General features: G+C 65.5%; 20 protein-coding genes. 11 read left to right on the top strand and 9 right to left on the bottom strand.

Annotated elements, in window-relative coordinates; genetic code table 11:
* Nucleotides 1-11 precede the first annotated feature (11 nt).
* On the top strand, nucleotides 12-866 hold the full coding sequence (locus RBJ75_RS25620) for a TIGR01459 family HAD-type hydrolase (protein WP_044414335.1): 855 nt from the start codon (nucleotides 12-14) through the stop codon (nucleotides 864-866).
* A gap of 259 nt (nucleotides 867-1,125) precedes the next feature.
* Here RBJ75_RS25620 and RBJ75_RS25615 read toward each other — a convergent pair whose 3' ends face one another.
* On the bottom strand, nucleotides 1,126-1,521 hold the full coding sequence (locus RBJ75_RS25615) for a response regulator (RefSeq protein WP_044414352.1): 396 nt from the start codon (nucleotides 1,519-1,521) through the stop codon (nucleotides 1,126-1,128).
* Nucleotides 1,522-1,850: 329 nt separating this feature from the next.
* Between RBJ75_RS25615 and RBJ75_RS25610 the strand changes: the two genes are divergently transcribed.
* Together RBJ75_RS25610 and RBJ75_RS25605 are read left to right on the top strand one after the other, a co-directional pair.
* Nucleotides 1,851-2,711: a 23S rRNA (adenine(2030)-N(6))-methyltransferase RlmJ gene (locus tag RBJ75_RS25610; protein ID WP_044414333.1), complete on the top strand. Its 861-nt coding sequence runs from the start codon at nucleotides 1,851-1,853 to the stop codon at nucleotides 2,709-2,711.
* Nucleotides 2,712-3,005: 294 nt separating this feature from the next.
* The gene (locus RBJ75_RS25605) at nucleotides 3,006-3,218 is read left to right on the top strand and encodes a cold-shock protein (protein WP_044414332.1); all 213 of its coding nucleotides are present in this window, start codon (nucleotides 3,006-3,008) and stop codon (nucleotides 3,216-3,218) included.
* Between the two features lie 33 nt (nucleotides 3,219-3,251).
* Here RBJ75_RS25605 and RBJ75_RS25600 read toward each other — a convergent pair whose 3' ends face one another.
* Entirely contained in the window at nucleotides 3,252-4,115 is an 864-nt protein-coding gene (locus RBJ75_RS25600) for a class I SAM-dependent methyltransferase (protein ID WP_044414331.1), read from the bottom strand.
* A gap of 122 nt (nucleotides 4,116-4,237) precedes the next feature.
* Nucleotides 4,238-4,867 carry an outer membrane protein gene (locus tag RBJ75_RS25595; RefSeq protein ID WP_044414328.1) on the bottom strand — a complete coding sequence of 210 codons (630 nt, stop codon included), beginning with the start codon at nucleotides 4,865-4,867 and terminating at the stop codon, nucleotides 4,238-4,240.
* 268 nt (nucleotides 4,868-5,135) lie between these two features.
* On the opposite strand from RBJ75_RS25595, the gene uvrC reads away from it, so the two are divergent.
* The 5 genes from uvrC (at nucleotide 5,136) to prmB (ending at nucleotide 9,794) form a co-directional block, all read left to right on the top strand.
* Nucleotides 5,136-7,202: an excinuclease ABC subunit UvrC gene (gene uvrC / locus RBJ75_RS25590; RefSeq protein ID WP_044414326.1), complete on the top strand. Its 2,067-nt coding sequence runs from the start codon at nucleotides 5,136-5,138 to the stop codon at nucleotides 7,200-7,202.
* Between the two features lie 126 nt (nucleotides 7,203-7,328).
* On the top strand, nucleotides 7,329-7,946 hold the full coding sequence (gene pgsA / locus RBJ75_RS25585; RefSeq protein ID WP_044414323.1) for a CDP-diacylglycerol--glycerol-3-phosphate 3-phosphatidyltransferase: 618 nt from the start codon (nucleotides 7,329-7,331) through the stop codon (nucleotides 7,944-7,946).
* Nucleotides 7,943-8,194, top strand: coding sequence for a molybdopterin converting factor subunit 1 (gene moaD / locus RBJ75_RS25580; protein WP_044414321.1), 252 nt, complete (start codon nucleotides 7,943-7,945; stop codon nucleotides 8,192-8,194). The genes pgsA and moaD overlap by 4 nt, the downstream gene beginning before the upstream one ends.
* A gap of 2 nt (nucleotides 8,195-8,196) precedes the next feature.
* Nucleotides 8,197-8,673, top strand: coding sequence for a molybdenum cofactor biosynthesis protein MoaE (locus tag RBJ75_RS25575; RefSeq protein ID WP_044414317.1), 477 nt, complete (start codon nucleotides 8,197-8,199; stop codon nucleotides 8,671-8,673).
* Complete coding sequence (gene prmB, locus RBJ75_RS25570; protein WP_080901114.1) at nucleotides 8,673-9,794, top strand: 50S ribosomal protein L3 N(5)-glutamine methyltransferase; 1,122 nt, start codon at nucleotides 8,673-8,675, stop codon at nucleotides 9,792-9,794. Before RBJ75_RS25575 ends, prmB begins: the two co-directional genes overlap by 1 nt.
* 330 nt (nucleotides 9,795-10,124) lie before the next feature.
* On the opposite strand, the gene rsmD is transcribed toward prmB, so the two are convergent.
* Nucleotides 10,125-10,682 (bottom strand): 16S rRNA (guanine(966)-N(2))-methyltransferase RsmD, encoded by a 558-nt coding sequence (gene rsmD / locus RBJ75_RS25565; RefSeq protein ID WP_044418979.1) that lies wholly within the window; start codon nucleotides 10,680-10,682, stop codon nucleotides 10,125-10,127.
* Between the two features lie 298 nt (nucleotides 10,683-10,980).
* Complete coding sequence (locus tag RBJ75_RS25560; RefSeq protein WP_044418507.1) at nucleotides 10,981-13,143, bottom strand: pseudouridine synthase; 2,163 nt, start codon at nucleotides 13,141-13,143, stop codon at nucleotides 10,981-10,983.
* A gap of 163 nt (nucleotides 13,144-13,306) precedes the next feature.
* Between RBJ75_RS25560 and RBJ75_RS25555 the strand changes: the two genes are divergently transcribed.
* A complete protein-coding gene (locus RBJ75_RS25555; protein ID WP_044418509.1) occupies nucleotides 13,307-13,753 on the top strand; it encodes a nucleoside deaminase in 447 nt (148 codons plus the stop codon).
* A 20-nt stretch (nucleotides 13,754-13,773) separates the two neighbouring features.
* On the opposite strand, the gene RBJ75_RS25550 is transcribed toward RBJ75_RS25555, so the two are convergent.
* The 3 genes from RBJ75_RS25550 to purD form a co-directional block, all read right to left on the bottom strand.
* Nucleotides 13,774-14,181 (bottom strand): DUF6968 family protein, encoded by a 408-nt coding sequence (locus RBJ75_RS25550; protein WP_152647907.1) that lies wholly within the window; start codon nucleotides 14,179-14,181, stop codon nucleotides 13,774-13,776.
* Between the two features lie 461 nt (nucleotides 14,182-14,642).
* Complete coding sequence (locus tag RBJ75_RS25545) at nucleotides 14,643-15,542, bottom strand: alpha/beta fold hydrolase (RefSeq protein ID WP_044418511.1); 900 nt, start codon at nucleotides 15,540-15,542, stop codon at nucleotides 14,643-14,645.
* Between the two features lie 211 nt (nucleotides 15,543-15,753).
* Nucleotides 15,754-17,037: a phosphoribosylamine--glycine ligase gene (gene purD, locus RBJ75_RS25540; RefSeq protein ID WP_276156682.1), complete on the bottom strand. Its 1,284-nt coding sequence runs from the start codon at nucleotides 17,035-17,037 to the stop codon at nucleotides 15,754-15,756.
* A gap of 221 nt (nucleotides 17,038-17,258) precedes the next feature.
* On the opposite strand from purD, the gene xseA reads away from it, so the two are divergent.
* The gene (gene xseA / locus RBJ75_RS25535; RefSeq protein WP_044411369.1) at nucleotides 17,259-18,878 is read left to right on the top strand and encodes an exodeoxyribonuclease VII large subunit; all 1,620 of its coding nucleotides are present in this window, start codon (nucleotides 17,259-17,261) and stop codon (nucleotides 18,876-18,878) included.
* Between the two features lie 147 nt (nucleotides 18,879-19,025).
* On the opposite strand, the gene RBJ75_RS25530 is transcribed toward xseA, so the two are convergent.
* The gene (locus tag RBJ75_RS25530) at nucleotides 19,026-19,823 is read right to left on the bottom strand and encodes a dienelactone hydrolase family protein (protein WP_044411372.1); all 798 of its coding nucleotides are present in this window, start codon (nucleotides 19,821-19,823) and stop codon (nucleotides 19,026-19,028) included.
* 177 nt (nucleotides 19,824-20,000) lie between these two features.
* Between RBJ75_RS25530 and RBJ75_RS25525 the strand changes: the two genes are divergently transcribed.
* On the top strand, nucleotides 20,001-20,228 hold the full coding sequence (locus tag RBJ75_RS25525) for a DUF2093 domain-containing protein (protein ID WP_044411375.1): 228 nt from the start codon (nucleotides 20,001-20,003) through the stop codon (nucleotides 20,226-20,228).
* Nucleotides 20,229-20,233: the final 5 nt, after the last annotated feature.

Below are 20,233 nucleotides of genomic sequence, written 5' to 3'. Positions count from 1 at the left end.
CGCTTGACGCCATGACCACACTGCGTTTTGTCGAACATTTGCGCGATCTGGTCGGCGGCGTCGACGTCGTGCTCAGCGATATCTGGGGCGTGGTTCATAACGGCCTCGAATCCTTTCCCGAGGCTTGCGCGGCGTTGCGCGCGGTCCGCGCCCAGGGCAGCACGGTGATCTTGATCACCAACGCGCCGCGGCCGGCGGATTCGGTGCAGCGGCAATTGCGCAAGCTGCAGGTGCCGGATGATTGCTACGACGCGATCGTCTCGTCCGGCGATCTCGCCCGCAACTTCATCGCCGACCATCCCGGCCAGGCGGTGTTCTGGCTCGGTCCCGATCGCGACAATTCGATCCATCGCGGACTCGACATGGTGATGACGCCGCTGGACAAGGCCGACTACATCATCTGCACCGGCCCGTTCGACGACGAGACCGAATCGGCCGAGGATTATCGCCAGATGATGGGCGAGGCGCTGGCGCGCAAATTGACGCTGGTCTGCGCCAATCCCGATATCGTGGTGGAGCGCGGCGACCGTCTGATCTATTGCGCCGGCGCGATCGCCGAATTGTATCGCGAACTCGGCGGCGAGGTGATTTTCTACGGCAAGCCGCACCGGCCGATCTATGATCGGGCGATGGCGATCGCGCGATCCTGCCGCAAGGCCGCGACGCCGGTCGAGCGCGTGCTGGCGATCGGCGATTCGGTGCGCACCGACCTGACCGGCGCCCAAGGCTTCGGGATCGACTGCCTGTTCGTCACCCGCGGCATCCACGCCGACGCCTTTGCGGGCATCGATCAGTTGGATTCCGTGGCGGTGAAGGAATTGTTCGGGCATCCGCCGCTGGCGCTGACCCGCGAGCTGCGCTGGTAGAAACGCGGCTGGACGTCATCCTGAGAGTTTGACTCAAAAGCCGATCAACGAAACCAGGCCTTCAACGTCGTCATTGCGAGGAGCGAAGCGACGAAGCAATCCAGTCTGCGCCTGGCGCCCCTGGATTGCGTCGCTGGCGGACGGCGCTGCGCGCCGCCCTGCGCTCGCAATGACGAAATCAAGCGGGGTTCTATCAGTTTCTTTTCGGCCGGCCGTGAAGCACGCCGCCGGGCGTGTGGCCCGGTCGCGAAGCCCGGCGTTAGGCCGGGACGTGATCCGGGAACACGGCGTCGATCTTGGTCTTCAGCGTCGCGGCATTGAACGGCTTGACGATGTAATTGTTCACGCCGGCCTTCTTGGCCGCGATCACGTTCTCGGTCTTGGATTCGGCGGTGATCATGATGAATTTGGTCATCGCCAGATTGGGATCGGCGCGGACCTCCTTGAGCAGGTCGTAACCCGTCATCGGCTCCATGTTCCAGTCCGAGATCACCAGCCCGTATTTCTTCACCCGCATCTTTTCCAGCGCCGCCGAGCCGTCGCTGGCATCGTCGATATGCTCGAAACCGATCTGCTTGAGAAGATTGCGAATGATACGGATCATGGTGTTGTAGTCGTCGACCACCAGCACCGACATCGTTAGATCAACCGCCATCTTCAACTCCCATAGCCCACCGCGCGGGTGCACCGAAATATCGATCTTCCGGCCACGACCGGGTCGCCCGAAACAGCGCGGGCAACAGCCCGCCGGCTTTCCGGTCGACCATGAGTAGCACCGGTGGTTAAACAGCCCGTTAATCTTGCCGCGCCGCCGCGCCGTGGCGCTGTGGCTATGGAGGGGCATTTTCCCACAATCGGCATTTTTAGGAAATTTGCGGCGGTTCGGCGGCCTCGTGCTCCTACTGGGCCAGGCTGGCCGGCGATTCGACCACGGCGGGCCGCTCAGGCGTGGCGGTGCCCGCCGCGGCCTGCTAGTGCTTGGCGATGAATTATCGCCACGCCTTCCACGCCGGCGGCTTTGCCGACGTCATCAAACATCTCGTGCTGGTTCGGATCCTGACCTATTTGCAGGACAAACCGGCGCCGTTTCGGGTGATCGACACCCATGCGGGCGCCGGAATTTACGATCTGACCGGCGAGGAATCCCAGCGCAGCGGCGAATGGCTCACCGGCATCGCCCGGCTGATGCAGGCGCGGCTGTCCGAGAAGGCCGCGCCGCTGGTGGCGCCCTATCTCGATATCGTCCGGGCCTTCAATCCGCAGCGCGGCCTCGCCGCCTATCCGGGGTCGCCGCTGATCGCCCGCGCGCTGCTGCGGCCGCAGGACAGCCTGGTGGCCTGCGAAATCGAAAATGGCGCCCGCAAACGCCTTGTCGACGCGCTGCGCCGCGACACCCAGGCCCGGGTGGTCGATCTCGACGGCTGGGTGGCACTGCCGGCCTTCGTGCCGCCGAAGGAGCGCCGCGGCCTGGTGCTGATCGATCCGCCATTCGAGCGCAAGGACGAGTTCGAGCGGATGGCCGACGGTTTTAGCGCGGCCTATGCGAAATGGCCGACCGGCAGCTATCTGCTGTGGTATCCGGTGAAAAGCCGCCGCGCCACCGACACCCTCGCCCGCCATGTCACCGAGATCGTCAGTTCGACCGGCGGTACCGGAAAATGCCTGCGCCTGGAGTTCAGCGTGGCGCCGCAGAGCGCCGAGGGCGGCCTCACCTCCGCCGGTGTCCTGGTGGTGAATCCGCCCTGGACGCTGGCCGGCGAGTTGAAGGCGATCCTGCCCGAGCTGGAAAAGCCGTTGGGCCAGGGCGGCGCGGGCCGCTTCCGGCTTGAACTGCCAAAACTTTAGCTACTTGCCGCGAAATTCAGCTACTTGTTTGCGAATCCCGGCTCGGTACGAAAAGTCGCATCAGGACCGTAGGCAATCCCGGCAAAACCGTATTATGCTTTAGTTCATTAGGACTGGCGTTACGTTCCGCTTCCGCGAATGGGGGCGGCGGAGTGACAAGGCCTTAAGGCGTATTTCCAAGGACCCGCGGCTCGCAGGTCTCGCTTGCATGGCCAAGCTTTCCGGCAGCGCAATGCCAGCTCGCGTCGATGCGCGGGCGCGCAGCGGCTAGCATTGCGGGGGAGGAGTTTCCGGATGGCGATGTCGGGAACGGTGAAGTTCTTCAATGGTGAACGCGGCTACGGCTTCATCAAGCCGGATGATGGCGGCCGCGACGTTTTCGTGCATATCACGGCGGTCGAGCGGGCCGGCTTGAAAGACCTGATCGAAGGTCAGCGCATCACTTTCGAGGTCGAACCCGACAAGAAGGGCAAAGGCCCCAAGGCGGTCAATCTGGTGGTGAGCTGATTGCCGGCCACGGCGCCGGTCGCCCTTGCAGGATCAGGCGCCCGCCATTGCATGCATGATGTGCGCGCCGCCGCCCGAACCTGCCCGCGCACGGCCCGGAAAAAACCGCGCCGCCAATTGCTCGGGTCCGAAATCCGCGACGCCATCAAATCCGAGTTGCGCCAGTCGGGCGCAAAGGATGTCGGTCTCGAAGTAGCTGTGGATCGGCTCGCCGAGTTCGGCAACCCGGTCCTTGAGCGCCTGCCGTGCTGTCTCCGCCGCGATGGCATCGCTGCCGGCGGGCGCGGCCCTCGACGCGCTCGGATTAACATAGTCGAAAACCACTTCGGCGCCGCCCGGCAGGCGGCCGATCAAACCGAGCGTCGCAAAGATCGCCTCCTCGGTCAGATATGGCACCACACCGAGCCAGCTGAAGAACGCCGGCTCGGCCGCCTTGAACCCGGCAGCGGCCAGCGCTTCGGAGAGACCGTCGCGTTCGAAATCGACCGGCACGAAACAGAGCATATCCGGCAACGCAATCGACGCATCGGCCAGCCGCTGTCGCTTCCAGATCTGGGTCTGCGGATGGTCGACCTCGAACACCCGCAAACCGTCGACCACGCGGCGATACGCGAAGGTATCGAGCCCGGCACCGAGCACGACCAATTGGCGCACACCGCGCTGCTCTGCCGCGGCCTTCAGCGCATCTTCGGCCAGCCGGCTACGCATCGCGATGAACCAGCGCAAGCGCTGCCGCCACGGGTCGGCCTCAGCGTCACGCATCAACTGCGCGGCATCGCCACCGAGGATCCGCACCGCAAGCGGATCGGAGAAAATCGCTCCATGGTCCAGGACCTGATGGGCGGCGCGAAGCCCGGCGGCGCCGAGTGCGGTTCGACTGGGTTGTCCGGGTTCCATTCCGCAATGTTAGAAGCCGGCCGAAGCCCTGTCCATCGCGTGGTCGATCACAAAAAAATCCCGGCCAAGCGGGCCGGGAGTTTTGGTGGTGCCGTTTTTTATCGCGAATATTTGGGTCGCGATTAGAAGTGATAGTTCACGCCGGCGCGAACCAGGCCGAACTCGTAGCCGTTGGGCATCCCGGTGATGCTGAACCGGCTGTTGGACAGATCGACATAGAGATATTCGACCTTGGCGCTCCAGTTCGGCGCGAAGCCGAATTCGGCGCCGACGCCCGCGGTCCAGCCGGCGGTGGTGTGGCTTTCCGACAGGCCGTAGGTCTCGCCGCGCACTTCGCCGAACGCCAGACCGGCGGTGCCGTAGAACAACACATTGGCGAAGGAATAGCCGACCCGGCCGCGCACGGTTCCGAACCACGGGTTGGAAAACTTCCAGGGCGCGAAGGTCTCTTCGGCGCCATTGGCCTGAATGTCGCCTTCGGCGCCGAACACCAGCGCGCCGGACTGCCAATTGTAACCGGCCTGAACGCCGCCGGCGAAGCCCGAGGGCTTGGTGGGGTTATTGGTGGTGTCGCCCCAATTGTAGCCGAGATTGCCGCCCAGATAGGGGCCGGCCCAGCTATAGGCATTGAGCGGCTGATTCACCGTATAGGGCGCGCGCGCACCATAAGATCCGTAGGGCAGATCCGCCGCCTGCGCGACTGTCATTCCTGCGGCAAACAGGGCCGCCGCTGCCATTGCACATTTACGCATATCAACTCTCCTCGACGTCGCGACCGGTGTGACGATCGCCCGTCATGCCGGCAGCCTTCGAAAATGAGGGCCGCAAGCGAACCCGTATGGCTAAGGGTTTCCGACTTTTTCTGATAAGGTTTATGGAAAGTTTTAGCTTAAGCAGTCGTTAATCCAGCACGATGGCAAAGGATTGTTCTTAACAGAATCCTAATTTCGCCGTAGCGGAACCGCTGCCCGGCCCGCTGCCGCGCTGGCAGCGGCGCCCTGGAACACCTAGTTTAGAACCATGATTGACGACCCCACCGAGATCCCCGATGCGTTGGCCGCATCAGTGCCAGCCCCCGCGTCGACGCCGGCCTCGCCCGAGCCTTCGCCAGCGCCGGACATCGACACCGCCACCGCCGCGCTGGCCGCCGACGAAGACGACGAGTCGCGGCTGCCGGAGGAAATCGACGATTCCGCGGAGGCCGTGGCGGAAGGCCCGCTCGCGGTCGGTCGGGCCGCGATCGCCCATGCGGTGCGCCATGCGCCGACCTCGCCCGGCGTCTACCGGATGCTCAACGCCGCCAACGACGTGCTCTATGTCGGCAAGGCCAAGAACGTGCAGAAGCGGCTGTCGTCCTATGCGCGGCCGACCGGCCATGTGATGCGCATCGCCCGGATGATCGCCGCCACCGTGGTGGTGGAAATCATCTCCACCGCCACCGAGACCGAGGCGCTGCTGCTCGAGGCCAATCTGATCAAGCAGCTGCGGCCGCGCTTCAACGTGCTGCTGCGCGACGACAAGTCGTTTCCCTATATCCTGATCAGCGGCGATCACTGGGCGCCGCAGATCCTCAAACATCGCGGCGCGCAGTCGCGGCCGGGCCGCTATTTCGGGCCGTTCGCCTCGGTCGGCGCGGTCAACCGCACCATCACGGCGCTGCAGCGGGCGTTTCTGGTGCGCTCCTGCACCGATTCGTTTTTCGAAAGCCGGACCCGGCCGTGCCTATTGTACCAGATCCGGCGCTGCGCCGGGCCCTGCACCAGCGAGATCGATTTTCCCGGCTATACCGAGCTGGTGCGCGAGGCCACCGACTTTCTTTCCGGGCGCAGCCGGGTGGTGAAGCAGCAATTGGCGGCCGAGATGGAAAAGGCCTCCGCCGAACTCGAATTTGAGACCGCGGCACTGTATCGCGACCGCCTGGCGGCGCTGTCGGCGATCCAGTCGCAGCAGGGCATCAATCCGCGCACCGTCGAGGAAGCCGACGTATTCGCGATCCATCAGGAGGGCGGCTATTCCTGCGTCGAGGTGTTCTTCTTCCGCACCGGCCAGAACTGGGGCAACCGCGCCTATTTCCCGCGCGCCGAGAAATCGTTCACCGCCGAGGAGGTGCTGGCCTCGTTCCTGGCGCAGTTCTACGACGACAAGCCGCCGCCGAAACTGATCCTGCTGTCGCACGCCATCGAGGAAACCGAGCTGCTGGCCAGCGCGCTCGGCATCAAGGCCGGCTTCAAGGTCGAGGTCGCGGTGCCGCAGCGCGGCGAAAAGAAGGAGCTGATCGCCCACGCGCTGACCAATGCGCGCGAGGCGCTGGGCCGCAAGCTCGCCGACACCGCAACGCAGACAAGGCTGCTGCAGGGGCTGGTCACCACGCTCGGGCTGCCGCATCCGCCGAAGCGGATCGAGGTCTATGACAACAGCCATATCCAGGGCAGCAATGCGGTCGGCGCGATGATCGTCGCCGGCCCCGACGGCTTCGTGAAGAATCAATACCGCAAGTTCAACATCAAATCCGAGGGGCTCGCGCCCGGCGACGATTACGGCATGATGAAGGAGGTGCTGCATCGCCGCTTCAAACGGCTGCTGGCGCCACCGGCCGACGGCGCCGGCAAGCCGAGGGACGACGACGTGCCGCAATGGCCCGACCTCGTCATCATCGATGGCGGTCGCGGCCAGCTCAACGCCGTGCAGGAGATCTTCACCGAACTGGGATTGACCGGGGTGACGCTGATGGCGGTCGCCAAGGGGCCGGACCGCGACGCCGGCCGCGAAACCCTGTTCGTACCGGGCCGCGATCCGCTGAAGCTGGAGCCACGCGATCCGGTGCTGTATTTCATCCAGCGATTGCGCGACGAGGCGCACCGCTTTGTCATCGGCTCGCATCGAAAGCTGCGTAAGAAGGATATCCGCGAGGCCGGCCTTCAGGAGATTCCCGGCATCGGCCCGACCCGCAAGCGGGCCTTGCTGCACCATTTCGGCACCTTGAAGGAAATCGAGCGGGCATCGATGGGCGATCTCGGCAAAGTTCCGGGAATCAGCGCCGAGAGCGCCCGCAGGATCTTCGACTATTTCCACGCCAAGCCGGGGTAGCGGGTTGCTGCCATTCACCCACATCAAAGGACGGAACCGGCGCGTGGATTCACCTTTTCCTGAAACCGAACGCCGCGATGGCTGCGGGAGGTTGACCTTGAAGCGCGGGCAGTATTGGTAACACGCATGAATAATGTTTCGACCAGCAGGTCGGCGAAGCATTCGCTGTCGCTCCCGAACCTCCTGACCTACGCCAGAATCGCCGCGATCCCGGTGGTGGTGGGCTGCATCTATGCGCAGTCGATCATGGACGGACCGCTGTGGCTGCGCTGGATGGCGCTGGCGGTGTTCATCGCCGCGGCGATCACGGATTTTCTGGACGGCTACTACGCGCGGATCTGGGACCAGCATTCGGCGTTCGGCCGCATGCTCGACCCGATCGCCGACAAATTGCTGGTAGCATCCTGCCTGTTGATGCTGGCGGCCGACGGCATCATCCATGGCTGGACGCTGTGGGCCGCGATCGTGATCCTATGCCGCGAGATCCTGGTCTCGGGTCTGCGGGAATATCTGGCGGCGCTGCGGGTCAGCGTCCCGGTCACCAAGGTCGCCAAATGGAAGACCACGATCCAGCTGATCGCGATCGGGTTCCTGCTGGCCGGCGAGGCCGGCGACCGGGTGCTGCCGTTCACCACCCAGCTCGGCCTGCTGCTGCTGTGGATCTCGGCGCTGTTCACCATCTATACCGGCTATGACTATTTCCGCGCCGGCATCCATCATTTGATCGCGGAGGATGCGGAATGAAGATCAAATATTTCGCCTGGGTTCGCGAGCGGGTCGGCAAGACCGAAGAGACGCTGGAGCCGCCGGCCGACATCCGCACCGTTGGCGAGTTGATCGGCTGGCTGGCCGGGCGTGGCGACGGCTACGCCTATGCGTTCGAGGTTCCGGGCGTGATCCGCGCGGCGATCGACCAGACCCACGTCAAGCCCGAGGCCTCGATCGCCGGCGCCCACGAGGTCGCGCTGTTTCCGCCGATGACCGGCGGCTAGGCATGACCGTCACCGTCCGGATCCAGCAAGCCGATTTCGACGTCGGCCAAGAAATCGCCGCGCTGCGTCAAGCCAGCAGCCACGGAAACAGCAGCGAGATCGGCGCCGTGGCGTCGTTCACCGGCGTCTGCCGCGGTGGCGACAAGGGCCACGAGATCGCGGCGATGACGCTGGAGCACTATCCCGGCATGGCCGAGGCCGAGATCGAACGCCACGCCGCCGAAGCCTGCGCGCGCTGGCCGCTGGCCGGCGTCACGGTGATTCACCGCTTCGGCCGGCTGGTGCCGGGCGACAATATCATGATGGTGCTGACCGCCTCGGCGCATCGTCAGGCAGCGTTTCAGGCCGCCGAGTTCCTGATGGATTATCTCAAGGCCCACGCCCCGTTCTGGAAGCGTGAGGAAGCCGCCGACGGCTCGAAATGGGTCGAGGCTCAACAGCATGATGACGCGGCCGCCGCGCGCTGGGACAAAATTTGATGGCAAAGACCACAACCACCAAGGCCAAGGCGAAGAAGGCCGTCAAGACTGCCAAGGCGCCCGCCAAATCGGCTGTCAAAACTGTTGCCAAGACAGCTGCCAAAACAGCCGGCAAGAGCAAAACCGCGAGCAAAAGCAAAGCGCCCAGCGCCAAGCAGGCCCCGCGCGGCGCAGCGCCCGCCTCGCAATTCCCGGTGAAGCCCGGCGAATTGCGCACTTTGTTCGATTTCGTCCGCTATGCGGTCAGCCGCTTCGCCGAAGCCGATCTGGCCTTCGCGCATGGCACCACCGACCCGCTGGCGGAAGCCGCCTTCCTGGTCTGCGACTCGCTCAATCTGCATCCCGAGCAGTTCGATATGTTCGCGATGGCGCACATCACCGCGGCCGAGGCCGAACAGGTGCTCGACGTGATCCATCGCCGGGTCACCACCCGCAAGCCCGCGGCCTATCTGGTCAACAAGGCCTATATGCTCGGCCTGCCGTTCTATATCGACGAGCGCGCGATCGTGCCGCGCTCCTTCATCGGCGAGATTTTCGGGTCGCATTTCGACGGCGGGGACGGTTCGCTGATCGAAGATCCGGAGGCGGTGGAATCGGTGCTCGACCTGTGCACCGGCTCCGGCTGTCTCGCGGTGCTGGCCAGCCAGCGCTTTCCCAATGCGCGGATCGACGCGGTCGACCTGTCGCCGGACGCGCTCGAAGTCGCCGCGCACAATGTCGACATCTACGAGCTGCAGGATCATGTGACGCTGTATCAGGGCGACCTGTTCGCGCCGCTGGCCGACACCCGCTATGATCTGATCATCTCCAACCCGCCCTATGTCGACGCCCAGGGCATGGACGATCTGCCGGACGAATGCCGCTTTGAGCCCGAAATGGCGCTCGACGGCGGCCTCGACGGGCTCGACGTGGTCCGCCGCATCCTGGCCGAGGCAAAGCAGCATCTGACGCCGCAAGGCGGCCTGCTCTGCGAGATCGGCCGCGGCCGCGAATTGATCGAGAATGAATTCCCCCAGCTGCCGCTGCTGTGGCTCGACACCGAAGAGTCGGACGGCGAAGTGTTCTGGATCGCAGCGGCGGATCTGGAAGCGAGGCGGCCTCTCCTCGCTCTTCGCGAATGAGGACATTCTCCCCTCATGGTGAGGAGCCCGCCTTTTGGCGGGCGTCTCGAACCATGAGGCCACGGGACATCCTTCGAGACGCAGCGCAAGATGCGCGGCTCGTCAGTGTCTGACTCAAAAAGAAGCCAATAAAAACCGACCTTGATGTCGTCATTGCGAGCCGAGGACGGCGCATCGCGCCGTCCGACCGCGAAGCAATCCAGGGGCGTCAAGCAAGGACTGGATTGCTTCGTCGCAAGAGCTCCTCGCAATGACGACCTTGATCGTCTCGTTTTGTTGATCGTTTTTTCAGCCGGGCTCTCAGGATGAGGGCCCTGCTCGGTGTCAGGCCTAACCGCCGACTTTCAAAAACGTGAATTCGCTATCGTCATAGGCGCGGCGGTCGAGCTCTTCGAAACCTTGCGGCGCGGCAAAGCCGGCATCCTTGGCCTCCTCGACCACGACCAGCGCCTCGGGCGCCAGCCAGCCGCCGTCGCGCAATGACGCCAAGGCCTGTTCGGCCAGTTTCATCCGGTACGGCGGATCGCAAAACACCAGGCCGAACGGCTCCATCGGATGCGCCGGGCCGAGATTGGTGGCGTCGCGGCGATAGACCTTGGTGACGCCGCCGAGTCCGAGCGCCTCGACATTGTTGCGCAGCAGCGCGCGCGCCTCGGCGCCATTGTCGACGAACAGCGCGAACGAAGCCCCGCGCGACACCGCCTCGATGCCGAGCGCGCCGGTGCCGGCGAACAGGTCGAGCACGCGCGCATCCAGCATCGGGTTGCCGTAGCCGTGCATCAGGATGTTGAACAGAGACTCGCGCAAGCGGTCCTGGGTCGGGCGAATATCGCGCGACGACGGCGCCACGATGTTGCGGCCCTTCAGCCGTCCGCCGATCACCCGCATTGGAATTCGCCTCGCCGATCAAGCGGCACCAGCCTCGGCCGCGCCGCAACGGATGCGCGCCCCCCTCCCCCTTGCGGGGAGGGGTCGGGGGTGGGGGTAGCCACGGGCTCAGTGCCGGCGGCACCCCCACCCCGGCCTCCGCTTCCGTCGATGCTGCGCATCGCCGTCGCTCGGCCGACCCTCCCCGCAAGGGGGAGGGAGATCAGCACCGCCAGCTGCAAACTCTCAGATGCAGCGCCCCTTCCCCGCCGGCGCGGAGCGAGCTGAACAGCCACGATCGACAGCATGGAAGCCTCGCCTATTCGTCGCGCGGGGTGAGGTCGCGCTTGCCGTGATAGCCGCGGGTCGGGCGGCGCGGCGGGCCATAGCCATTGGCTTCGCTCTCGTTGCGGGCGCGGGCTTCGTCGCTGCCGGTGCGCTGCACCAGCACGCGCCGGCCCTTGCGATCCTCGACCGCGCCGCGCTTGAATACCGGCTTCTTGACCACCACCGGATCGAGATCGGTGTCGCCCTTGCTGGCGGTCGGGCGGCCGAAATCGGCGCCGGCCAAAGCGGCGATCTTCTCGCCGAGCTGCTCGCGCAGCACCCTTGTCTTGACCTCCTCGACCTCGCCCTCGGGCAATTCGCCGAGCTGGAACGGGCCGTAGGACACACGGATCAGCCGGTTCACCTCGAGCCCGAGATGCGCCAGCACGTTGCGGACTTCGCGGTTCTTGCCTTCGCGGATCGCGAATACCAGCCAGACATTGGCGCCCTGGTCGCGCTCCAACTTGGCGTCGATCTCGCCATATTTGACGCCGTCGACCTCGACGCCCTTTTGCAATTCATCGAGCTGGCCCTGCGTGACCTCGCCATGGGCGCGGACCCGGTAGCGCCGCAGCCAGCCGGTGTCGGGCAATTCCAGCGCCCGCGCCAGCCCGCCATCATTGGTCAGCAGCAGCAGGCCCTCGGTGTTGAAATCGAGCCGGCCGATCGAGATCAGCCGCGGCAGGCCCTCGGGCAGATTGTCGAACACGGTCGGCCGCCCCTCGGGGTCGGCATGCGTCGTCATCAAGCCGCGCGGCTTGTGGAACAGGAACAGTCGCGTGCGCTCGCGCGCCGGCAACGGCTTGTTGTCGACGGTAATGACGTCGTTGACGGTGACGTCGAGCGCCGGCGAGTTGATCTGGCGGCCATTGACCGAGACCCGGCCTTGGGTGATCCATGCCTCGGCGTCGCGGCGCGAACACAGGCCCGCGCGCGACACCACCTTGGCGATGCGCTCGCCGGCTTTCTTTTCCTTGGGCGGCCGCGCGGCGCGCTTTTCGAAATCCGGCTTGCGCTCGCGATAGGCGCCGCGGCCGCCGAAGGCCGGGCGCTTGGCGAACACTTTGCTGTCGTCTTCATTGTCGCGGCGCGGGCGCTCGGCGCCAGCGTCATTGCGCGGATGCTCGTGCCAGTCGCCGCGGTCCTCGCGCGGCCGATCGAATGTCGGCCGTTCGCGGAACGGACGATCGCCGCCCGAACGCTCCGGACGGTCCTCGCGCGGCCGTGAGAAGCGCGGCCGCTCGGCGCGTTCCTCGCGGGGCTTGTCGAAACGCGGCCTATCGAAGCTGCGCTCGCCGTCGCGCGAGGGACGTGAATTGCGGCCCTCATGGTCGGGCGACGACGCATCGCGCTTCTGCCACGGCTTGGTCTCGCCGCGATCCGGTCCACGATCATAGCCCCGATCTTGGCCGCGATCTTGGCCCCGATCCGGCCGGCTGCCGAAATCCTTGCGTGGGCCGCGATCCGGCGCGCCGCGGCCGAATTTGCGCTCGCCGCCAAATTTCTTGTCACTATCGCGCGACGGACGCGCGCCAAACGGACGATCGCCCGAGGGCCGCGGCCGATCGCCGAAGCCCTCGCCGCGCGGCGTGTAGGGCCGTTTGTCGCCCTCGCGCGGGCTATAGGGCCGCTTCTCACCGCCGCCATCACGGGGCGTGTAGGGGCGCTTGTCGCCGAATTTCTTGTCGCCGCCGAACCGCGCCGGCGGCCGGCCCTCGCCCCTCGCCTCGCCGCGATCGCTGCGCGGCGTATAGGGGCGCTTGTCTCCGCCACCGTCGCGCGGCGTGTAGGGACGCTTGTCGCCGCCGCCGTCGCGCGGGGAAAATTCCTTGCGCGGGCCGCGATCCGGGCGGTCGCCGCCGCGCGCCGGGCGCGGCGAGTCGGAAAAGTCACGACGCGGCGGCCGCGCGTCGTCGCGCTTGCCCGCATAGGGCTTGGCCCCGAAGGATTTGGCGCCGAACGGTTTGGCACCGAAGGATTTGCGCTCGCCGGCCGCACTCTCCGGCCTGGCGACATAATTGCCGGCCTTCTTGGCGAATTTCTTCTCCGGCCCGCGGGCGGCGCCGGAGCGACCTTTGCCGCTGGACGCGCCACCGGATCTGCCGGGCGGTCGGCCGCGCGAGGGGCCGTTGTTTTTGTCGTTGTCGCGGGGCATGACTGGTCTCACTTCGGGCGTTCGGAATGGCGATCAGGCTGACGGGAACGGGCTCGCGCGACGCTGACGCGCACTCTTTGACCAAGGCGCATTGTCACGCAAAACCGGCATCCACTTTTGCTGAATACGCTCTCCTAGCAGGTTTTTCGGGTTGATACGAGATATGACCGCGGCATCTTTCATGGATTTGGCGCTGAAAGCCGCCCAAAATGCGCAAAATGCCGGGGAAGTGCCGATCGGCTGCGTGATCGTGCGCGCCGGCGAGGTGATCGCCACCGCCGGCAACCGAACCTTGACCGACCGCGACCCGACCGCCCACGCCGAGATATTGGCGATCCGGCAGGCCGCGCGCCTCATCGGCAGCGAACGGCTGGTCGATTGCGACCTCTATGTCACGCTGGAGCCGTGCACCATGTGCGCCGGCGCGATCTCCTTCGCGCGGATCCGGCGGCTGTATTTCGGCGCCGCCGACCCCAAGGGCGGCGCGGTGGAGTCGGGCGTGCGGTTCTTCGCCTCCCCGACCTGCCACCACGCGCCGGAGATCTATTCCGCCGTCGGCGAGACCCCGTCAGCGACGCTGCTGCGGGAATTCTTCAAGGCGCGGCGGTAAGGAGTCGACCGACCCAAATCCTAAAGGAAGCCCGCGTCATCGCCGACAAGCATGTCGCGAAGGTTGGCGGGGAGCGGAAAGCCATATCCTTTCCAGTCCGATCGCCAGGACAGACGGCCCGATCGATGTTCTTCACTGCAATAGAGTTCGGCGCCGACCATTGTCAGCGCCTGTAGGATCGCCTGGATTGCGTCGATGCCGCGCGCCGAATTCGCGCGCTGCCGATCCGGCCAATCGATCTGCCAGCGGCAATTCCAGGCAGCCTTCTCCTCGACAGGCCAGTAGACGCGGATCGGAACGTCGACTTCGCCGCCAATGCCGTCAAGTCTCAGTTTGCGCGAGATGAGTTCGTTCATCATCAGAACCTCAATTGGGGAATCGGACGGCCGCTCAGACAGGCGCCGTATCGCTCCGCGGCTTGTGCCCAACACAACGGAGTTCTCACCAAATTGCAGATCAGCTTGTCCTTCGCATATTGTGCATCGCAATCCGATTCGATCCGCCGCGCTGCGCTAATGTAAACATTGCCTGTAGCTTCGCTGACGGCACCCCCCGGGGCATCCGTCCACCTTCCAATTTCGTCGCGTGGCTGGTCGGGATTAAAGCCCGCTTTGATGGCCGCGCGGAGATACCGAAGGTATCTCAAACCGAATCTTACTTCGGCAAGCTCCTGCTTGGATTTGCGTAGGTTGTCTCTTTCTTCAAGGATTGATCGCATGCAATATCCTTTCGTACGAAAGGATATTGATATCGGATTTTATTCCTATCGTCAAGTCGCAGAGAGCGGCGACCGTCATTCGCCCTCGTCAACGCGAGACCGGGGAAATCGCCCGATGCCGGCACGCGATCACGGCGGGGCCATCCCGACTTTCGTGGTCAACCTCGACGGTCAGGTAAAAAACGCCAGCAGCGCCTGCGCGGTGGCGTCGGGATCTTCCTCGGTGAGAAAATGCCCGGAATTGACCGGGCCGCCACGCACGTCGGTCGCCCATTTCTTCCAGGTATCGAGCGGCGTCGCCGCTGATTGTGCGATGCCGGCATCGCCCCACAGCGCCAGCATCGGCACCGCGATCTTGTTGCCGGCGTCATGGTCGGCCTTGTCATGGTCGAAATCGGCGTGCGCGCCGGCGCGGTAATCCTCGCACATCGCGTGCAGCCGCATCGGATCGTTGAACGCGGCGAGGTAATGCTGCAAGGCGCGCGGATCGAACACGCTGAGGTCCTTGGTCTTGCTCCAGCTCGCCAACTTGTTTTTGAGGAAGAAATCCGGGCTGGCGCCGATCAGCGTTTCGGGCAGCGGCGCCGGCTGCGCCAGGAAGGTCCAGTGATAGACCTTGAGGCCGTAGGCGCGGTCCATCCGCATCCAGTATTCATAGGTCGGCAGGATATCCAGCACCGCGAGCTTCGATAGCCTTCCGGGATGATCGAGCGCCATCCGGTAGCTGACGCGGCCGCCGCGATCGTGGCCGGCCAGCGCGAAATGCACATGGCCGAGCTTCTCCATCGCCTCGATCAGCTGCGCCGCCATCGCCCGCTTGGTGTAGGGCGTGTGCTCGGCATCGCTGCGCGGCATGTCGGACCAGCCATAGCCCGGCAGATCGGCGATGATCAGCTTGAACTTCTGCGCCAATTGCGGCGCGACGCGGTGCCACATCACATGGGTTTCGGAAAAGCCGTGCAGCAGCAACAGCGGCGGCCCGTCGCCGCCGACGCGGGCGAAAATGCGCCCCGACGAAGTGTCGATCCATTCGGCCGCGTAGCCGGGAAACAGGTCGGCAAGATCAGGCATGGCTCACTCCCTTTGAATTTCCAGCTACTGTACGACCGGGCTCAAGCGAATCTATCTCGTGTCCCGGGCGCGATGCGGCACGCAGTGCCGCTTCGCAGAACCGGGACCCCGGTTCAACCCTCGACAAGTCAAGCGGGGCCCGGCTCTACGGCGCACCACGCCGCTTCGCGGCGCGTTGCACCGCGTCCGGGGCACGTAAACGTGAGGCAAATTACTTGCCGCGGCGTTCCCGCGCCACTGCCTGCCAGCCGATGTCACGGCGGCAGAAGCCCTCCGGCCAGTTGATGACGCCGATCGCCTCATAGGCGCGGCGCTGCGCTTCGGCCACCGTCTTGGCCGAGGCGGTGACGTCGAGCACGCGGCCGCCATTAGCGAGAATCCAGTCGCCCGACGCCAGCGTGCCGGCGTGGAAAATCTCGACGCCGGGAATCTTCGCGGCGCGGTCGAGGCCGGCGATGCGCGTGCCCTTTTCGTAAGTGCCGGGATAGCCCTTGGCGGCCATCACCACGGTCAGCGCCGGATCGGGAAACCAGTCCAGGCTGACTTTATCCAATTGCCCCTCGCAGCACGCCAGCAGCGCCGGCACGATGTCGGACATCATCCGCAGCATCAGCACCTGGCATTCCGGATCGCCGAAGCGGACATTGTATTCAATCAGCTGCGGGCCTTCCTCGGTGATCATCAAGCCTGCGAACAGCACACCCTTATAGGGCGTGCCCATCGCGCTCAGCGCCCGCAGCGTCGGATAGATGATCTCGTCCATCACCTGCCGAGTCAGCGCTTGGGTCATCACCGGCGCCGGCGAATAGGCGCCCATGCCGCCGGTGTTCGGTCCCTTGTCACCGTCGAAGGCGCGCTTGTGGTCCTGGGCAGTCGCCATCGGCAGCGCGTGCTCGCCGTCGCACAGCACGAAGAACGAGGCCTCCTCGCCGACCATGAATTCCTCGACCACGGCCTCGGCGCCGGCATCGCCAAAGCCGCCGCCCAGCATCATGTCGATCGCCGCCATCGCCTCGTCGAGCGTCATCGCCACCACGACGCCCTTGCCGGCGGCCAGCCCATCGGCCTTGATGACGATCGGCGCGCCCTGTTGGCGAATATAGGCTTTCGCCGCGTCGGCGTCGCTGAACCGCTGATAGGCCGCGGTCGGAATGGCGTTGGCCTGGCAGATGTCCTTGGTAAAACCCTTGGAGCTCTCCAGCCTCGCCGCTGCCTTGCTCGGGCCGAACGCCTTGATGCCGGCGCTCGCGAGATCGTCGACAATGCCGGCCGCCAGAGGCGCCTCCGGCCCGACCACGACGAAATCGACGGCGTTGGCCTTGCAGAACGCGATCACCGCCGCATGGTCGGCGATATCGAGAGCCACGCAGGCCGCCTGTTCGGCGATGCCAGCATTGCCCGGCGCGCACCATAATTTGGTCAGCAGCGGCGATCTTGCGATCTTCCACGCCAGCGCGTGTTCGCGCCCACCCGAACCGAGCAGCAGAATATTCATCGACCAGCAGCCCCCAGCGCGCGTTGGGCGAGGTGTAACACGGCGCAGCCGCATCGCAAAAATGCCGGCGGCCAGGTGTGGATATGTCGGCAGCGCATGATCGCGCCGCCGAATCGGCCTCGCGGAACCCGCCATGCTCAAAATGTGACCGCTCAAGGGTTGATTGGCACAGCCGGACAAAACACCCTAACTTCGCCCACGAAACTGAAAGTCCCGAATCGATGGCAAAGCTGCTGGCGCCCGAATCTCTTGTGAACTCGCCGGAATTCACCGTCTCCGAACTGTCCTCAGCGTTGAAGCGGACGGTCGAGGACGCCTATGGGCATGTCCGGGTGCGCGGCGAGATTTCCGGCTTTCGCGGCCCGCATTCCTCCGGCCATTGCTATTTCGCGCTGAAGGACGAGAGCGCCAAGATCGAGGCGGTGATCTGGAAGGGCGTGCATGGACGAATGCGGTTCAAGCCGCAGGAAGGCCTCGAGGTCATCGCCACCGGCAAGCTCACCACCTATCCGGGCTCGTCGAAATACCAGATCGTCATCGAGGCGATCGAGCCGGCCGGTGTCGGCGCGCTGATGGCCCTGATGGAGGAGCGCAAGCGCAAGCTCGGCGCCGAAGGCCTGTTCGACGAGGCGCGCAAGCAGCTATTGCCCTATCTGCCCGACGTGATCGGCGTCATCACCTCGCCGACGGGCGCCGTGATCCGCGACATCCTGCATCGCCTCGAAGACCGCTTCCCGCGCCACGTTCTGGTGTGGCCCGTCAAGGTGCAGGGCGAAGGCTCGGCCGAGCAGGTCGCCGCCGCGATCCATGGCTTCAACGCGCTGCCCGAAGGCGGCAAGATCCCCCGCCCCGATCTGTTGATCGTGGCGCGCGGCGGCGGCTCGCTGGAGGATCTGTGGTCGTTCAACGAGGAGATCGTGGTCCGCGCCGCGGCCGAAAGCATGATCCCGCTGATCTCGGCGGTCGGTCACGAGACCGACATCACGCTGATCGATTTCGCCGCCGACCGCCGCGCGCCGACGCCGACAGCGGCAGCCGAAATGGCGGTGCCGGTGCGCGCCGAATTGTTTGTCGAGGTCGAAGGCCTCAGCCGCCGCACCATGCTGTGCTGGCAACGCGCCCAGGAGTCGCGCCGCAACGAATTGCGCGCCGCGGCGCGGGCGCTGCCGGCGGCCGGCGACTTGCTGGCGATCCCGCGGCAGCGGCTCGACGGCGCCAGCGCCGCGTTGCCGCGCGCGCTGCGCGCCAACACCCATGCGCATCATCGCCGCTTCGCCCAGGCTAGCGCCGGCCTGACGCTGCGGGTGCTGCGCGATCAGGTCGCGCATGCGGCGCAGCGGCTGGCGGTGACCGGCGAACGGCTCACATACGGCGCCCGCGCCGCTTTGCGGCAGCGTCGCGAGCGCTTTTCGGGACTGACGATCCGGCTGCAGGCCTCGAAGCTGGCCAATGCGCAGGCGCAACGCATCCGGATCGGCAATGAACGCGAGCGCACGCTGCGGCTTGCCGAACGCGCCCGGCGCGCTTTGACCACGCTGATTGAGCGCAAGCAGGCTCGCGTCGGCCATGCCGGGCAATTGCTCGGCGCATTGGCTTATCGCGGGGTGCTGGCGCGCGGCTTTGCCCTCGTGCGCGACGCGCAGGGCCAGTCGATCCATGCCGCCGCCGCAATCGGCGCCGGCGCCAGGCTCAGCCTGGAATTCGCCGACGGCCGCGTCGGCGCCACCGCGGATGGCGCGCATCCCGGCGATTCAGCCAGGCCGGCCGCGGCGAAGCCGGCCGCGCGCGCCAGCGCGGCCAAGCGCAGCGCCAAGCCGGTCGATCAGGGAACGCTGTTTTAGCGAGTCTTTCAGCTGAGTGGAGCGGCCTTAACGTGGGGTCATTCCGGGGCGTTCGCAGCAAAGCTGCTCGCGCCCCGGAATGACGGGCGCTTGATGAGGCCAGTCACCTCATCTGGACAATCCTCGGGCTTCGCCAGACGCCAACTGCTATTCGCCCAGCCACTCGGCGACACGCTTTTGCGCGTCGGCGCGCGCGGCGGCATCGCCGCCGTGATGGCCGCGCTTGACCATATCGTCGCGGTCGAACCGATGCTTGGCGCCGGGATAGACCACGATCCGGGCCAGCGCGCTGCGTCCGCGGGCGCCGTCGATCATCTGCCGGCATGCCGCGGGCGAGCTGACATTGTCATTGCCGCCGATCAGCAGCAGCGTCGGGACCCGCGCGCTCCATCCCAGCCGCGCCGAGCGGCGGCAGTCCGGATAGAACACCACGGCGCTGTGAAAATCCGGTCCGCGCGCATCGATTGCGAGCTGCGGCCGCACCGACCACAGCACCGCGCTGGCGCCGTTTCCCCAGCCCAACAGGCTGATTCGATTGGGCGCGACCCAGCTCTGCTGCGAAAGCCAATGGCGCGACGCCAGAATATCGCCGACGCGCTGGCGACGCGCCAGCACCGGCCGGTCCTTGATCCCGCATTGCGGCCCCAATTCGCGCGAGGCGTAGCTATCGGGCAGCAGCACGGCGCGGCCGGCCCGCTGCAATCGTTTCGCCCAGTCGGCATAGCGCGGCTGCACCGGGTCGGATTTCGCCGCCAGCCCGTCGCAATCATGCAGCGCGATCACCGCGCGAAACGGCCCGTCGCCGTCGGGCTTGTAGAGCACCCCATGGAGTGTGCCACCGCCGTCCGGAATCTCCACCGCGCGCGGCGCCGGCAGCGACGACGCGTGCGCGACATCGCCAGCCGCGAACGCCGCCGCATACGCCAGGATCAACAGCAGGCGCATCGCGCAACGTCCTCGACATCAGGAATGTTCGGCAAATTCGACATTACCATGCACAAAAACCCCGATTCATCACAAGTGGGTGGTTTGCAAAGCCGCGGCCACGGCATATTTGTGCTAGATCATATGCATTGGTGGCCGGAGATTGACCTCTTCCGCCGGAATTTCTGGAGATGAACCGTGCTGAATAAATTCGGCCCCTCGGGCTCGGGCGAAGCGCAGGTGCAATATCTGGACGGCGATTTCCGCGTGATCTCGCCCGGCACCTATGTCCGCTGCGCCATCAGCGGGGTTCATATTCCACTCGACGAGTTGAAATACTGGAGCGTCGATCTGAAGGAAGCCTATGCGACGCCCGAGGCCGTGCTGCAGCGGCATTACCCCGCCGCGCTGAAGCCGGCGGGCTGATCGAG

The organism is Rhodopseudomonas sp. BAL398 (assembly GCF_033001325.1).
Lineage (GTDB): Bacteria > Pseudomonadota > Alphaproteobacteria > Rhizobiales > Xanthobacteraceae > JARJEH01.
Note: the sequence above shows the minus strand (reverse complement) of the source record. Positions and strands in the feature narration are given on the sequence as shown.

What these genes read in the sequence shown, in the direction of transcription:
- RBJ75_RS25620 (WP_044414335.1), top strand. Translation starts at nt 12, where the DNA reads ATGACCACACTGCGTTTTGTCGAACATTTGCGCGATCTGGTCGGCGGC.
- RBJ75_RS25615 (WP_044414352.1), bottom strand. Translation starts at nt 1,521, where the DNA reads ATGGCGGTTGATCTAACGATGTCGGTGCTGGTGGTCGACGACTACAAC.
- RBJ75_RS25610 (WP_044414333.1), top strand. Translation starts at nt 1,851, where the DNA reads ATGAATTATCGCCACGCCTTCCACGCCGGCGGCTTTGCCGACGTCATC.
- RBJ75_RS25605 (WP_044414332.1), top strand. Translation starts at nt 3,006, where the DNA reads ATGGCGATGTCGGGAACGGTGAAGTTCTTCAATGGTGAACGCGGCTAC.
- RBJ75_RS25600 (WP_044414331.1), bottom strand. Translation starts at nt 4,115, where the DNA reads ATGGAACCCGGACAACCCAGTCGAACCGCACTCGGCGCCGCCGGGCTT.
- RBJ75_RS25595 (WP_044414328.1), bottom strand. Translation starts at nt 4,867, where the DNA reads ATGCGTAAATGTGCAATGGCAGCGGCGGCCCTGTTTGCCGCAGGAATG.
- uvrC (WP_044414326.1), top strand. Translation starts at nt 5,136, where the DNA reads ATGATTGACGACCCCACCGAGATCCCCGATGCGTTGGCCGCATCAGTG.
- pgsA (WP_044414323.1), top strand. Translation starts at nt 7,329, where the DNA reads ATGAATAATGTTTCGACCAGCAGGTCGGCGAAGCATTCGCTGTCGCTC.
- moaD (WP_044414321.1), top strand. Translation starts at nt 7,943, where the DNA reads ATGAAGATCAAATATTTCGCCTGGGTTCGCGAGCGGGTCGGCAAGACC.
- RBJ75_RS25575 (WP_044414317.1), top strand. Translation starts at nt 8,197, where the DNA reads ATGACCGTCACCGTCCGGATCCAGCAAGCCGATTTCGACGTCGGCCAA.
- prmB (WP_080901114.1), top strand. Translation starts at nt 8,673, where the DNA reads ATGGCAAAGACCACAACCACCAAGGCCAAGGCGAAGAAGGCCGTCAAG.
- rsmD (WP_044418979.1), bottom strand. Translation starts at nt 10,682, where the DNA reads ATGCGGGTGATCGGCGGACGGCTGAAGGGCCGCAACATCGTGGCGCCG.
- RBJ75_RS25560 (WP_044418507.1), bottom strand. Translation starts at nt 13,143, where the DNA reads ATGCCCCGCGACAACGACAAAAACAACGGCCCCTCGCGCGGCCGACCG.
- RBJ75_RS25555 (WP_044418509.1), top strand. Translation starts at nt 13,307, where the DNA reads ATGACCGCGGCATCTTTCATGGATTTGGCGCTGAAAGCCGCCCAAAAT.
- RBJ75_RS25545 (WP_044418511.1), bottom strand. Translation starts at nt 15,542, where the DNA reads ATGCCTGATCTTGCCGACCTGTTTCCCGGCTACGCGGCCGAATGGATC.
- purD (WP_276156682.1), bottom strand. Translation starts at nt 17,037, where the DNA reads ATGAATATTCTGCTGCTCGGTTCGGGTGGGCGCGAACACGCGCTGGCG.
- xseA (WP_044411369.1), top strand. Translation starts at nt 17,259, where the DNA reads ATGGCAAAGCTGCTGGCGCCCGAATCTCTTGTGAACTCGCCGGAATTC.
- RBJ75_RS25530 (WP_044411372.1), bottom strand. Translation starts at nt 19,823, where the DNA reads ATGCGCCTGCTGTTGATCCTGGCGTATGCGGCGGCGTTCGCGGCTGGC.